We start from the raw sequence: 14,391 nt of genomic DNA, 5'->3' as shown, positions 1-14,391 counted from the left end.
GCCTACTGCGCCTCCGACTTGATCTGTTCCAAAGCCTGGTTGAAGCCACCGCTGGTAAGGGATGAACCGGCAACCTTGGAGACGTTGATGTCGTCAATGTTCTTGCCCACCACCTGCTCGGCGATGCCGCCGGCAAACTCGCCCTGGAACTTGCGGGTATTGGGGTTGGAGGGGTGCTGGGTGATTTGGACGTCCGTCACAGTGCCCGAAGCCAAAGTCAATTGGACGCCTACAGTCTCGGTGCCGTTGGGCGACACGTAGTTGCCATCGGCGCTGTAGGTGCCGTCCTTGTATTCGGAGCCGCTGGTGGCAAGCGGGGACTCACCCGCTGCAGGGGCGGCAGCTGAGGTTTCCGCAGCACTGCCGCCGGTTGAAGCAGGGGCGCTTTCATTGGCGGACGGTGCACAGCCGGCCACCGTTCCGGCCAGGGACAGGCCGGCGATGCCGGCGTAAACACTCTTGCGTACTGAGGGTCTCATCAAGGCTCTCGTTTCGTTCTAGGGGCCACGTGGTTCAAGCAGTGGTTACGGTGTTGTCAACGCTGAACCCAGACTATTGGTTCACCCTGTGGTTCGTTACGCCGTCCGCTGTGGATGCCCTGTGCCCTTGAGCACGCAAATTCTTTGCTGTCACTGGCCCCCGGTAGGCTAGAGGGGTGACTCCCGAAGAACTCTCCCTCGCCATATCCGCCTGCCTGAAAGACGCCGTCGCCGCCGGTGACATCGCCCTTTCAGCATCAGCTGTGCCTGATGAGGTGCGCGTGGAGCGACCCAAGAACCGGGACCACGGCGACTGGGCCACCAACATCGCACTGCAGTTGGCCAAGCAGGCAGGCACCAACCCGCGGGAATTCGCCGCCGTCCTCAGCGCCCGGCTGAAGTCCATCGATGGGGTCTCTGCCGTCGATATCGCCGGGCCTGGGTTCCTGAACATCACTGTAGACGCCGCCACCGCCGGCGCCCTCGCGAAGGTCATCGTCGAAGCCGGGCAGCAGTACGGAACCAACTCGGCGCTCGCGGGCCACACGGTGAACATGGAATTTGTTTCCGCCAACCCCACCGGGCCCCTCCATATCGGGCACACCCGCTGGGCTGCGTTGGGCGACTCCATCGCCCGTGTGCTGCGCGCCTCAGGTGCAGATGTCACGGCCGAGTACTACATTAACGACGCCGGCACCCAGATGAACGTGTTCGCGAACTCCGTGTACTCCCGGTTGCACGGCCTCCCCGTTCCCGACGGCGGCTACCCCGGCCAGTACATTGCAGACCTGGGCCACGAGGTCATGACCGAGCACCCCGATATCCGCGAACTCACCGAAGTTGCGGCAGTCCCGGTGATCCGGGCGGCCGCCTACAAGGCACAGATGAAGGACATCAAGAAGACGCTCGCGGAGTTCGGCGTCGAATTCGATGTGTTCTTCTCAGAGCAGGAACTGCACGACGCCGGAGCCATCGAAAGTGCCGTGGCCCGCCTTCGCGAGCAGGGCCACGTGTTCGACGAGGGCGGCGCAGTCTGGCTGCGGACCACCGACTTCGGTGACGACAAGGACCGGGTGATGATCCGCGCCAACGGCGAGCCCACCTACTTCGCGGCGGACGCCGCCTACTACCTCTCGAAGAAGGACCGGGGCTTCACCGAGAAGATTTACCTGCTCGGCGCCGACCACCACGGCTACATCAACCGGTTGAAGGCTATTGCAGCCTGCGCAGGGGACGATCCCGAGAAGAACATCGAAGTGCTGATCGGCCAGCTGGTATCCGTCAACGGCGCCAAGCTGTCCAAGCGCGCCGGAAACATCATCGAGCTCAAGGACCTGATCGACTGGCTGGGGAAGGACGCGGTCCGCTATTCCCTGGCCCGTTTCCCGGCAGACTCACCGCTCACCCTTGACCCGGAGCTGCTGAAGAAGCACAGCAACGAGAACCCCGTGTTCTACGTGCAGTACGCACACGCACGCTCCCGCGGCGCAGCCCGCAACGCGGTCGCTGCCGGCGTGGACCGTTCCGCGTTCGAAGCCTCGCTGCTTGACCATGCAACGGAAAACGAACTGCTCTCGTACCTGGGCAGCTACCCCTCGATCGTCGCCAAGGCTGCGGAGCTGCGCGAACCGCACCGCGTGGCCCGGCACCTGGAACTGATCGCCGGCGCCTACCACCGCTGGTACGACGCCTGCCGCATCGCACCCATGGGCGATGAGCCAGTGACCGACGTCAACCGCACGCGGCTGTGGCTTAACGATGCCACCAGCCAGGTGCTGGCCAACGGCCTTGACCTGCTTGGCGTTTCCGCGCCGGAACGGATGTGATGGCAATGTCTGTACAGACCGGAAACAGCGCGTCGCCGCTCGCGCCGGAATGGCTGGCTGTTCCCGCTGACCTGAATGCCCTGCAGGAGCCAATGTGGGCAGGCAGCGTACAGCGGAACGACGACGGTGAACTCACCGTTGGCGGAACCACCGTCCAGTCGCTGAAGGAACAGTTCGGCACACCCCTCTTCGTTATGGACGAGGCGGATTTCCGGGCCCGGGCCAGAGCCTTCAAGGATTCCTTCGACGCTGCGTTTGCTGACATCTGCGGCGGAGTGGACGTCTATTACGCCGGAAAGTCCTTCCTCTGTACCGCAGTGGTGAAGTGGGTGGAAGAGGAAGGGCTGCACCTGGACACCGCCTCCGGTGGCGAGCTGGCCGTTGCGGCCCGTGCCGGAATCGCGGGGGAGCGGGTGGCGCTGCACGGAAACAACAAGTCCGACGGCGAGATCAAGCGTGCCCTTGACATGGGCCTCGGCCGGATTGTGGTGGACAGCCTCTCCGAACTTGTCCGGGTAGGCGACATAGCCCAGGCGCGTGGCGGGCAGGCCAAGATCATGCTGCGGCTCACGCCGGGTGTCCACGCGCACACCCACGAGTTCATCGCAACCGCCCACGAGGACCAGAAGTTCGGCCTCTCCATGGCGGCTGACACCACCGACCAGGTGGGCCTGTCCGCTGCCGAGGAGGCAGTGGCTGCGGCTTCCGCCCATCCCGGCATCGAATTGCTGGGACTGCACTGCCACATCGGCTCCCAGATCTTCGAGCCGGACGGCTTTGCGCTGGCTGCGGAGAAGCTCCTGCGCTTCCTCGCGGCCATGCAGGAAAAGTACTCCATCGTTATGCCCGAACTGGATCTCGGCGGCGGCTACGGGATCGCCTACACACCGGTGGACACCCCCCGCCCCGCGGCTGAGATCGCGCAGGCGATGGCCGCCGTCGTGCGCTCCACCTGTGCCGAGCTGGGCATTGACGCGCCCCGCATCTCCATTGAACCCGGACGCGCCATTGTTGGCAGCACCACGTTCACGCTGTACGAGGTGGGCACGCTCAAAACGGTGCGCGTCGACGCCCCGGCCGGTTCCGGTGCCAGTGACGGCGATAACAACGTTACGTATCCGCGCCGCTATGTTTCAGTGGACGGCGGCATGAGCGATAACGCCCGCCCGGTGCTCTACGACGCGGATTACTCAGCGATTCTGGCGTCCCGAACGTCAGCCGCCGCCCCGCAACTGTCCCGAGTGGTGGGCAAACATTGCGAGAGCGGCGACATAGTTGTTAGAGATGTATATCTGCCCGAGGACGTGGCAGCCGGTGATCTGCTTGCTGTACCGGGAACCGGCGCCTACTGCTGGGCCCTCTCGAGCAACTACAACTATCTGGCCCGGCCGGGCGTTGTCGCGGTGCGCGACGGATCTGCCCGGCTGATTGTCCGCGGGGAAACCGAAGAAGATCTGCTAAACCGCGACATGGGAGCCTGAATGACGGAAATGCGAACCCTGAAAGTGGCCCTGCTGGGCTGTGGCAACGTTGGGGCCCAGGTTGCGCGGATTCTCATTGAGGATGCCGACGCCCTTGCCGCCCGGACCGGAGCCCGCCTGCAGCTCAGCGGCATCGCCGTGCGCAATGTCAACGCGCCCCGCGACGTTGACCTGCCGCAGGAACTGTTCACCACCGACGCCGAGACCCTGGTCAAGGACGCCGACCTGGTTATCGAGCTGATGGGTGGGATCGAACCTGCCCGCACGCTGATCCTGTCCGCCCTGCGTAACGGAGCGTGTGTTGTCACCGGCAACAAGGCGCTCCTGGCCCAGGACGGCCCCACCCTCTACGAAGAGGCCGACAAGGCCCAGGTGCAGCTGTCCTACGAGGCCGCCGTCGCCGGAGCGATCCCCATCCTGCGGCCCATCCGTGACAGCCTTGCCGGCGACCGCATCACCCGCGTCCTTGGCATCGTCAACGGCACCACCAACTTCATCCTTGACCAGATGGACTCCACCGGTGCCCAGTTCGCGGATGCGCTGGCAGAAGCACAGCGACTCGGCTACGCGGAAGCGGACCCGACCGCCGACGTCGAAGGCCATGACGCCGCCGCAAAAGCCGCCATCCTCGCATCGCTGTCCTTCCACACCCGCTTCGCCCTGGAGAACGTCCACTGCGAGGGCATCACGTCCGTCAGCGCTTCGGACATCGCCGCTGCCAAGGACGCCGGCTTCGTGATTAAGCTGCTGGCCATCGCCGAGAAACTGGCCGACGCCGACGGCAACGAGGGCGTATCCGTGCGCGTCCACCCCACCCTCCTGCCGCGTGAGCACCCACTGGCCGCCGTCCGCGGTGCCTTCAACGCCGTGTTCATCGAGGCGGAAAACGCCGGTGAGCTGATGTTCTACGGCCAGGGTGCCGGCGGAACCCCGACGGCCTCTGCCGTCCTGGGAGACCTTATTTCCGCGGCCCGCCGCCTGGTGCTGGGCGGTCCGGGACGTACCGAGACAACCACCGGCCACGTTCCGGCGTTGCCCATCGACGCTGCCGTGACCAGCTACTACATCGGCCTGGATGTTGCCGACCAGCCGGGTGTCCTGGCAAGGATCGCGCAGCTGTTCGCCGAAAACGGGGTCTCCATCGAAATCATGCGGCAGACCATCCACCGTGATGCGGAGTCCAAGGTCGAATCCGCAGAACTGCGGATCGTCACCCACAGAGCGTCAGAGGCTGCCCTTGCGGCCACCGTCGAGGCCGTAAAGGGCCTGGACGTCATCAATTCAGTTACATCCGTTCTGCGGGTAGAAGGAGTCTAAGTGGCTCACCAATGGCGCGGCGTTATCCGCGAATACGCTGACCGTTTGCCCGTGACGGAATCCACCAGGGTGATCACCCTGGGTGAGGGCGGCACTCCGCTGGTGCATGCGCAGAAGCTGTCTGAGCTCACCGGTTCCGAGGTTTACCTCAAGGTGGAGGGCATGAACCCCACCGGCTCCTTCAAGGACCGCGGTATGACCATGGCCATGACGGCCGCCGTCGAGTCCGGGGCCCAGGCCGTCGTGTGCGCCTCCACCGGCAACACCTCCGCCTCCGCCGCGGCGTACGCAACGGCAGCAGGGCTGAAGTGCGCCGTCCTGGTACCCGAAGGCAAAATCTCCATGGGCAAGCTCAGCCAGGCCATTGCGCACGGCGCCACGCTCCTGCAGGTGGACGGCAACTTCGACAACTGCCTCGATATCGCCCGGAAGCTGGGGGAGTCCTACCCGGTTTTCCTGGTGAACTCCGTCAATCCTGCCCGCATCCAGGGCCAGAAGACCGGCGCCTTCGAGATCGTGGATGCGCTGGGCGACGCCCCGGACATCCACGTGCTTCCGGTGGGCAATGCCGGCAACATCACCGCGTACTGGAAGGGCTACAAGGAGTACTCCGCTCCGTTCGAGTCCACGACGGCCGGCACGCTTCCCGCCGTGTCCACCAAAACGCCGGTAATGTGGGGCTTCCAGGCAGCAGGCGCTGCACCCTTCGTTGCCGGCCACCCCATCACGGAACCCGACACCATTGCCACGGCTATCCGCATCGGCAACCCGGCTTCCTGGGATGGCGCGATCGGCGCCCGCGACGAGTCCGGCGGCCTGATCGACGCCGTCACCGACGAGGAGATCCTGAACGCACACCGCTGGCTGTCCTCCCGCGAGGGCGTGTTCGTCGAGCCCGGCTCCGCCGCCGGTGTAGCTGGCCTGCTGAAGAAGCATGCCGCAGGCGAGGTTCCTTCCGGGAAGACTATTGTCATCACCGTCACGGGCCACGGCCTCAAGGACCCCCAGTGGGCCCTGCGTACCGAGGACGGAAGCGACGTGCAGCCGGTCAAGGTTTCCAACGACGTGGTTACCGTTGCTGCCGAACTGGGACTGGAAGAAAAATAACCTTGGACACCACCTCGCAGGCCGCCGTCGGACTGCAACTCATCGAAGCCGGGCAGCGCGTTACGGTCCGGGTCCCGGCCACCACGGCCAACCTCGGCCCCGGCTATGACAGCCTGGGGCTTGCCTTGGCCCTGCATGACACCCTGACCGTGGAAAGCCTGGACACCGACGATCTCCTGTTCGATCTTCGCGGTGAAGGTGCGGAGACGCTGCCCCGGGATGCCAGCCACCTGGTCATCAGGGCCATGGACGCCGCTTTCGAGCGTTTGGGCTTCCGCCATGGCGGCCTCAAGGTGACAGCGGAAAACGTCAATCCGCACGGCCGCGGGCTGGGCTCTTCCGCCTCCGCCGTGGTGGCCGCCGTCTCGGCAGCAAACGCCATGGTGCCTGCCGAAAGCCAGCGCGGGCAGGAATGGATCCTCCAGCTCACCAGCGAGCTGGAGGGGCATCCGGACAACGTCGCACCAGCCATTTTCGGCGGACTGGCGCTGTCATGGCAGGACAGTGACCAGTACAGCAGCACCAGCGCCACGGTTGCGGACTCCGTCATTCCCATTGTGGCTGTTCCGGATTTCGAGCTTTCCACCGAAGCCGCCCGCGCGCTGCTCCCGGCCTCCGTGGGGCACCACGCCGCGGCCATGAACTCCGGGCGCGCCGCGCTGCTGATCCACGCACTGACGCAAAAGCCGGAATTCCTGCTGGCCGGCACCGAAGATTACCTGCACCAGAGCTACCGGGCGGAAGCCATGCGGCCCAGTGCAGCATTGATTGCCGCCCTTCGCGGTGCCGGCCACGCAGCAGTGGTCTCCGGTGCCGGGCCCACCGTCCTGGTGCTGGCTAATGGTGAAACCGAAGCAACGGACGCGCTGGAGTTCATCGAGGTGTTCACAGCCGCCAACACGCCGGACGTGGCCTGGCGTGTGCTGAAGCTGGCAGTGGACGATGAAGGTGCTAAGGTGGACTTGCACCGGCGATAATTCCGCCTATCTGATCTGCTTCTGCATTCAGTTGCTATTTGATCTCCTACTGCGAATGTATTCCGGTGCCGCCTGCTTGGTCTGTCGCAGGAATCTGCAGCATCCAACTGCCCCGAAAGCGTCAGTCCGGCGTTCCGCCATGGGCGGAGCGGAAGGTGAATCATTATCCGGCCCTGCTGGCCGAAATCCAACCGGCAAGGCCGAATTCCCGGCTGCAGATCTGAACCTGCAGCCCAGATCAAATCATCGCGTCCAGCTCCCAGTCTGGACGCCGTCGAGGGGGAAGGATCCTTCGTGACCGAAACCACTGAGCTGTCGCCAGCTGTGGAACTATCTTCTGCTGCAGAATCACCGGCAGCACCCGCCAAGAGCAGCGGCCTGGCCGGCCTCAAGCTCGCCCAGCTGCAGGCGCTTGCCAGCCAGCTCGGCATTTCAGGCGGTTCCCGCATGCGCAAGGGAGACCTGGTTTCGGCCATTTCTGCCCATCGCGCCGGCACCCCCACTACCAAGGCTCCCGCCAGGAAAGCGGAAAAGGCTGCCGAGAGCGCGGTTGCTCCGGCTGACCAGGCGCCTGCCACTGCAGCGCCCGAAACCGCAGAAGCACCTGCTGCTGAAGGAACGCGTGCCCGTGGCCGCGGCCGCAGCCGCCGTGCTGTCAGCGACGGCGTGATAGCCCCGGGAACCACCGAAACTGCCGCCGCGGAGGCCCCTGCCGCACCTGCCCAGGTTGAGGCTCCTGCCGCTGCGGAATCCGCGGAGACAGAAGGCGCACCCGAGCGCCGCCAGCCCCGGACGCGCAACCGCCGCCGCGGTGAAGCAGCAGCCACTGTCCAGGAAGCCTCTGCAGAGGCCCCGGCAGAGCAGCCTGCAACAGAACAGGCGGGCGCAGAACAGCGTTCCACCGAACAGCGTGCCGAGGCCCCTGCCGCTGACACCGCGGACGCCGGCCAGCGCACCGACCGCCGCGAAGGCCGCACCCGCGGTGGCCGGGACAATGCAGCACGGGATTCCGACAGCGGCCGTGACAACGCCGGCAGCCGCGAGGCGGGCCAGCGCGAAAGCAGCCGCCGCGACGACAACCGCGATAGCGACGACGCCGACGGCGGCAGCCGCAGGAACCGCCGCAACCGCCGTGACCGGAACGACCGGAACGACCGCAATGACCGCTCCGGCAGCCAGGACCGGGACAACAACTCCCGCAATGACCGCTTCCGCGACCGCAACGACCGCCGTCGCGGCCGCTCCCAGGGACCCGACGTCGACGACGTCGAGGTCACCGACGATGACGTCCTGCTGCCGGTCGCCGGCATCCTGGACGTCCTGGAGAACTACGCGTTCATCCGTACCTCCGGCTACCTGCCCGGCCCCAACGACGTCTACGTCTCCCTGGCCCAGGTCAAGAAGTACAACCTGCGCAAGGGCGACGCCGTTGTGGGCGCCATCCGCGCACCCCGGGACGGGGAGGACCGCAGCCAGCAGTCCGCCCGCCAGAAGTTCAACGCCCTGGTGCGCGTCACTTCGGTCAACGGAAAGACCTCAGAAGAGCTCAAGGACCGTGTCGAGTTCGCAAAGCTGGTGCCGCTGTACCCGTCGGAGCGTCTGCGCCTGGAGACTGATCCCAAGAAGATCGGCCCCCGCGTCATCGACCTGGTGGCTCCCATCGGCAAGGGCCAGCGTGGCCTGATCGTCTCCCCGCCCAAGGCAGGCAAGACGCTCATCCTGCAGTCGATCGCGAACGCCATCACCACCAACAATCCTGAGGTCCACCTCATGATGGTGCTGGTTGACGAACGTCCCGAAGAAGTCACGGACATGCAGCGCACCGTCAAGGGCGAGGTCATTGCCTCCACCTTCGACCGTCCTGCCGACGACCACACCACGGTGGCCGAACTTTCCATCGAACGCGCCAAGCGACTCGTGGAAATGGGCATGGACGTGGTGGTCCTGCTGGACTCCATGACCCGCCTGGGCCGTGCCTACAACCTGGCAGCACCGGCCTCCGGCCGCATCCTGTCCGGAGGCGTGGACTCCGCAGCCCTGTACCCGCCCAAGCGCTTCTTTGGTGCCGCCCGCAACATCGAAAACGGCGGCTCGCTCACCATCCTGGCCACGGCACTCGTCGAGACCGGATCCAAGATGGACGAGGTCATCTTCGAAGAGTTCAAGGGCACCGGCAACATGGAACTGCGCCTGTCCCGCCAGCTGGCAGACAAGCGCATCTTCCCCGCCGTGGACGTCAACGCGTCCGGTACCCGCCGCGAGGAGAACCTGCTTTCGCCCGAGGAAGTCAAGATCATGTGGAAGCTGCGCCGCGTCCTTTCCGGACTCGAGACCCAGCAGAGCCTTGAACTGCTGACCAACAAGATCCGGGAAACCCAGAGCAACGTCGAGTTCCTCATGCAGGTCCAGAAGACGACGCTTGGCGCAAAGTCGGATAACGACAAGTAGCTGTTTTCGGGGCGGGGTGCGGATGCCTCGCGTGGTTCGCCGCGCGGGTTTTCCGCCCCCGCCCCTTCGCGTGGTGGCCATGTCCTGACGGACTCGGCCACCACGCTCCGGCAGGCCCGATGCCACTCCCGGGGCGGAAAACCCGCGCGTCGGTCGCCCGGCTTACCTTGTGCCCGGTCGGCTTGGGGACGAATTCCTGTGCCTGACTAAACTTGGTGCAGAACGAAAGGTTTTGAAAAATGTTTGAGTCCGTACAGGGCCTGCTCGATGAGCATGATTCCATCCAGGCGCAGCTGGGGGATCCTGCTGTTTATGCTGACCAGCGGCTTGCCCGGAAGCTGGGGCGGCGTTCGGCTCAACTAAACGGCATCGTTGAGGCCTACCACAAGTGGGAAGCGCTGCGGGACGATCTTGCTGCTGCCAAGGAGATGGCGTCGGAGGATCCCGAGTTCGCGGCCGAGGTGCCTGAGCTGGAGGCTTCGCTTGAAGTTGCTGCGGCGAAACTGCGCCGATTGCTCATTCCCCGCGATCCTGACGACGCACGGAACGTGATCCTCGAGGTCAAGGGCGGGGAAGGCGGCGATGAAGCCGCGCTGTTCGCCGGTGACCTCCTGCGGATGTACACCCGCTACGCCGAATCCCGGGGCTGGAAGACCGAAATCATCTCGGCCACCGAGTCCGACCTCGGCGGCTACAAGGATGTCCAGGTGGCCGTCAAGGGCAACTCGAACGATCCCGCCGAGGGCGTCTATGCGCGGCTGAAGTTCGAAGGCGGTGTGCACCGCGTGCAGCGCGTCCCGGTGACCGAGTCCCAGGGCCGCATCCACACGTCCGCTGCCGGCGTGCTGGTCCTGCCCGAAGTGGATGAGCCGGAAGAGCTCGAAATCAACCAGAACGACCTGAAGATCGACGTTTACCGGTCGTCCGGTCCCGGCGGCCAGTCCGTGAACACCACAGACTCAGCTGTCCGCATCACCCACCTGCCCACCGGCATCGTTGTGGCCATGCAGAATGAAAAGTCGCAGCTGCAGAACCGCGAGGCAGGCATGCGCGTTCTCCGCGCCCGCATCCTGGCTCACCAGCAGGAACAGATCGACGCCGAGAACTCGGCCCAGCGGAAGTCGCAGATCCGCACCATGGACCGCTCGGAGCGCATCCGCACCTACAACTACCCGGAAAACCGTATTGCGGACCACCGCACCGGCTACAAGGCGTACAACCTTGACCAGGTCATGAACGGCGACCTCGAGCCTGTTATCCAGTCCGCCATTGAGATGGACGAACAGGCCCGCCTGGACGCCATCGGCGACTAGTTCCTGCAGCGGATGACCATCGGGCCAGGCCAGTCCCTCGCGGCTGCGGTCAGTGAGGCTACTGCCATTCTTCGCGACGCCGGCGTGCCCAGCCCCCGGGTTGACGCCGAACTGCTCGCCGACCACCTCCTCAAGGTGGGCCTGGGCCGGCTGCGCGCCATGATGCTGGGTGATTCGCCGGCTCCAGAGGGGTACGCCGGGCTGGTGGCAGAGCGCGCCGGCCGGGTACCGCTGCAGCACATCACCGGGGTGGCGTATTTCCGCTACCTTGAGCTGGCTGTCGGGCCTGGCGTGTTCATTCCCCGGCCGGAGACCGAGTCGGTGGTCCAGTTGGTCATCGACCACGTCAAGGGCATCCAATCTCCCCGGGTCGTCGACCTGGGAACAGGATCCGGAGCAATCGCGGGATCCATCGCGCATGAGGTCCCCGGTGCCGAAGTGCACGCGGTCGAATACAGCACTCTTGCGCACGCATGGGCGGCGAAAAACCTGGCGCCCCTGGGCGTCAACCTCGTACTGGGGGACCTGCGCACCGCACTGCCGGAACTCAACGGAACGTTCGACGTCGTGGTTTCCAATCCGCCGTACATTCCGGCTGAGGCTGTTCCCAACGAGCCCGAGGTTGCGTTGCATGATCCGCCGGAGGCGCTGTACGGCGGGGGAGCGGACGGCATGGAACTTCCGACGGCGGCAGCAGCCTCCGCTGCCCGGCTGCTGCACCCCGGCGGCTACTTTGTGATGGAACACGCGGAAGTCCAGGCCGCGTGGATCGCGGCCATGATGGGCCGCGCCGGGAAGTGGACCAGGATCACGACGCATCTGGACCTTAACGGCAAGGAGCGCGCCACCAGCGCCGTGCTCGCCGCTCCGGACACCATGGAATGAAAGAATAGGCCAGTGACCACAACCTATAACTGCACCACCGACGATCAGCGTGCCTCGGGACTGGAGCACGCCCAGCGAGCCATCAGCGAGAAAAAGTGCGTGGTATTCCCTACGGATACGGTCTACGGAATTGCCGCGGACGCTTTCTCGCCGCAGGCTGTCACCATGCTCCTGGTATCGAAGGGGCGCAGCCGCACCATGCCGCCGCCGGTGCTGATTCCACGCATCAATGCCCTGGACGGCCTGGCCACGGACGTCTCGGCGGACGCGCGGAAGCTGGCCGAGGCCTTCTGGCCCGGCGGCCTGACCCTGATCCTGCATGCCCAGCCCTCGCTGGACTGGGACCTCGGTGAAACCAAGGGAACCGTTGCGCTGCGGATGCCCGCGGACGAAATTGCCCAGGAGCTCCTGACCCTCACGGGTCCCCTGGCCGTCTCCTCCGCAAACCGTACCGGACATGCTCCTGCGCAGACCGCCGCAGCGGCCCGGGAGCAGCTGGCCGACTCCGTGGAGGTCTACCTCGAAGGCGGCTTCCGCCCGGCCGAAGGTGAGGCCGCGGTTCCGTCCACGATTGTGGATGCCACCGGGCCGCGGCTCCGCGTGGTGCGCAATGGCGCCGTCAGCCTCGACCAGCTGCGCGAACACGTGCCCGGTGTGCTGGGGTTGGGGGAAATTCCCATGGCGGAGGAAGAACCCGCGGAGGAGGAACCAGTCCAGGCGCAACCTGCCGCAGGGGAGAGCGCTGACGAGGCCACGCCGGCTGGGGCGCTGCCCGCTGAACCTGCCGCCTCCGGATCTTCTGCAGTGCAGCCGGCAGCACCGGAACCCGGCACCCCGGCCCGGAATCCGCAGCCTTGATGACACTGGAGCGCCAGCGGATTCCCGTACTGGAGGTTGATGCCACTCCGCTGCGGGTTCCCGAGCTGGTGGCGGAACTGAGCCGCTACATCCGGGAAGGATCCACCCGGACCGTGCTCGGCCACAACCTGCACAGCGTCACCCTCGCCCTGTCCGACGACGGCTTCCGGAGACTGTACGAGCGCAGCGACGTGGTGCTCCTGGACGGGGCCCCGGTGCTCTGGCTGTGGGGGAGGACCGGCAACGCCGAAGGCCCGGTCATGGATTACCGCCTGGGTTCCACCGACTGGCTCCCGGCACTCGAGCAGGTGCAGGGCCTGGAGCGGATTGCCGTGGTCGGAGCAGGCGCAGAAGCCAACGCAGGAGCCGTCAGCAGGCTGAAGGCTATTGTTCCCGGTGCCCGTGTCACGGGATTCCCGGGCGAAGGCTGGGATGCGGGGCTCGAGGAAGCCGCGGTTGAATGGCTTCACCGGGAACAGCCTCAACTGGTCCTGCTGGGCCTTGGCATGCCCCTGCAGGAGGAAGTGCTGCTGCGCAGGCTTGGGTCCATGCCGCCTGCCGTCTACTGCGCAGTGGGCGGTGCCATCGAGCAGTTGGCAGGAATCCAGAAGCTCGCCCCCCGCTGGCTGGGCCGGCTCGGCCTCGAGTGGGCCTGGCGGCTGCTCCTGCATCCCCGGCGCGTGGCGTACCGGGTGTTCGGCGAGCCGTGGGTCCTGCTGTGGCTCCTTGCCGCCCGGCGGTTAAACCGCCGGGCCTGACACGGGCCCTGCTGCCCGGAGCTAGAACTTCTGGTCCTCCAGCGGCGCAAAGCCCTTGCCCCGAAGGCCTGCGCTGAAGGATTTGGCCCAGCCCAGGAGCCCGGCAAGGTCGCGGCGCTGGAGGAAATAGCCCAGGTAGCCGCCGACGTCGGCCACAAGGGAACGTACCCGGAAGTAGCGGCGGATCAGGTAGCCGCGGTTGCGGTAGTAGTAGTACCGCTTGAATGCCGACTCCGGAACAATGACGTGCCAGCGGGCACCAAAAACGTGCTGTGTCTCGGAAAATGCATGCGGGTGGGTAATGGCCGTCGTGGTTACGGTCCCGAACCGGATTCCCGCCTTGCGGAGGCGGATGGTGAAGTCCACTTCATCGCCGCGGATGAAAAGGCGCATGTCGGGCAAGCCGACCTTGAAGAAGACATCGGAGCGGATCAGCGCGCCGTTGAAGAAGTGCCCGTCGTTCGGCAGGAAGCCAAGCTTCTCCACCTCCGCCCGGTCGTGCGTGACCTTGCCGTCCAGGCGGAAGAAAAAGGACAGCCGGTCCGGATGGCCCGGCGCCGTCACCAGCGGGACCACGGCTTCGAGGTCGCGTGCCTCAGCCTCCCGCAGCAGCGTGGCAAGGCATTCGGGATCAGCCGGCTCGGCGTCGTCGTCCATCATCCAGATCCATCTGGCGCCGCTGGCTACTGCCTTCAGGGCAGCGAGGGCGAATCCACCCGCTCCGCCCAGGTTGGCCTCCGAGCGGACGTAATCAACGTTGGCATGGTGACCCGCGACGTCTTCTGCCGGCGTTGTGCCGCTGTCGACAAGGCAAATAGTGTCCACCGCTGCGGTCTGGGCGTTGATGGAATCCAGCAGCACGGCCAGTTCTTTGGGCCGGTTAAAAGTCACGGCGGCAACTGCAATGCGGGGTGTCATGGGGGTCCTTTCAGCATGGCTGTG

The 14,391-nt window shown here is 65.6% G+C and carries 12 protein-coding genes; 10 read left to right on the top strand and 2 right to left on the bottom strand.

Going from position 1 to position 14,391, the window contains the following annotated elements:
* Positions 1 to 2 precede the first annotated feature (2 nt).
* Positions 3 to 479 (bottom strand): FMN-binding protein, encoded by a 477-nt coding sequence (locus NXY83_RS12765; protein WP_258802588.1) that lies wholly within the window; start codon positions 477 to 479, stop codon positions 3 to 5.
* A gap of 176 nt (positions 480 to 655) precedes the next feature.
* On the opposite strand from NXY83_RS12765, the gene argS reads away from it, so the two are divergent.
* The 10 genes from argS (at position 656) to NXY83_RS12715 (ending at position 13,449) form a co-directional block, all read left to right on the top strand.
* On the top strand, positions 656 to 2,305 hold the full coding sequence (argS, locus tag NXY83_RS12760; RefSeq protein WP_258802587.1) for an arginine--tRNA ligase: 1,650 nt from the start codon (positions 656 to 658) through the stop codon (positions 2,303 to 2,305).
* 5 nt (positions 2,306 to 2,310) lie between these two features.
* Entirely contained in the window at positions 2,311 to 3,786 is a 1,476-nt protein-coding gene (gene lysA, locus NXY83_RS12755) for a diaminopimelate decarboxylase (RefSeq protein ID WP_258802586.1), read from the top strand.
* Positions 3,787 to 5,103, top strand: coding sequence for a homoserine dehydrogenase (locus tag NXY83_RS12750; RefSeq protein ID WP_258802585.1), 1,317 nt, complete (start codon positions 3,787 to 3,789; stop codon positions 5,101 to 5,103).
* Entirely contained in the window at positions 5,104 to 6,210 is a 1,107-nt protein-coding gene (gene thrC / locus NXY83_RS12745) for a threonine synthase (protein WP_258802584.1), read from the top strand. It begins immediately after the preceding gene.
* Between the two features lie 2 nt (positions 6,211 to 6,212).
* Positions 6,213 to 7,187 carry a homoserine kinase gene (gene thrB / locus NXY83_RS12740; protein ID WP_258802583.1) on the top strand — a complete coding sequence of 325 codons (975 nt, stop codon included), beginning with the start codon at positions 6,213 to 6,215 and terminating at the stop codon, positions 7,185 to 7,187.
* A 294-nt stretch (positions 7,188 to 7,481) separates the two neighbouring features.
* Positions 7,482 to 9,635 (top strand): transcription termination factor Rho, encoded by a 2,154-nt coding sequence (gene rho, locus NXY83_RS12735; protein ID WP_258802582.1) that lies wholly within the window; start codon positions 7,482 to 7,484, stop codon positions 9,633 to 9,635.
* A gap of 239 nt (positions 9,636 to 9,874) precedes the next feature.
* The gene (gene prfA / locus NXY83_RS12730) at positions 9,875 to 10,948 is read left to right on the top strand and encodes a peptide chain release factor 1 (protein WP_258802581.1); all 1,074 of its coding nucleotides are present in this window, start codon (positions 9,875 to 9,877) and stop codon (positions 10,946 to 10,948) included.
* A 12-nt stretch (positions 10,949 to 10,960) separates the two neighbouring features.
* On the top strand, positions 10,961 to 11,833 hold the full coding sequence (gene prmC, locus NXY83_RS12725; protein WP_258802580.1) for a peptide chain release factor N(5)-glutamine methyltransferase: 873 nt from the start codon (positions 10,961 to 10,963) through the stop codon (positions 11,831 to 11,833).
* A 12-nt stretch (positions 11,834 to 11,845) separates the two neighbouring features.
* Positions 11,846 to 12,691, top strand: coding sequence for an L-threonylcarbamoyladenylate synthase (locus tag NXY83_RS12720; RefSeq protein WP_258802579.1), 846 nt, complete (start codon positions 11,846 to 11,848; stop codon positions 12,689 to 12,691).
* A complete protein-coding gene (locus tag NXY83_RS12715; RefSeq protein WP_258802578.1) occupies positions 12,691 to 13,449 on the top strand; it encodes a WecB/TagA/CpsF family glycosyltransferase in 759 nt (252 codons plus the stop codon). Before NXY83_RS12720 ends, NXY83_RS12715 begins: the two co-directional genes overlap by 1 nt.
* 21 nt (positions 13,450 to 13,470) lie before the next feature.
* On the opposite strand, the gene NXY83_RS12710 is transcribed toward NXY83_RS12715, so the two are convergent.
* A complete protein-coding gene (locus tag NXY83_RS12710; RefSeq protein WP_258802577.1) occupies positions 13,471 to 14,367 on the bottom strand; it encodes a glycosyltransferase in 897 nt (298 codons plus the stop codon).
* Positions 14,368 to 14,391: the final 24 nt, after the last annotated feature.

Origin of the sequence: Pseudarthrobacter sp. NS4, assembly GCF_024758005.1 — a bacterium.
Lineage (GTDB): Bacteria > Actinomycetota > Actinomycetes > Actinomycetales > Micrococcaceae > Arthrobacter.
The sequence above is the reverse complement of the archived record's forward strand: the minus strand, read 5'-3'. Positions and strand labels throughout refer to the sequence as shown.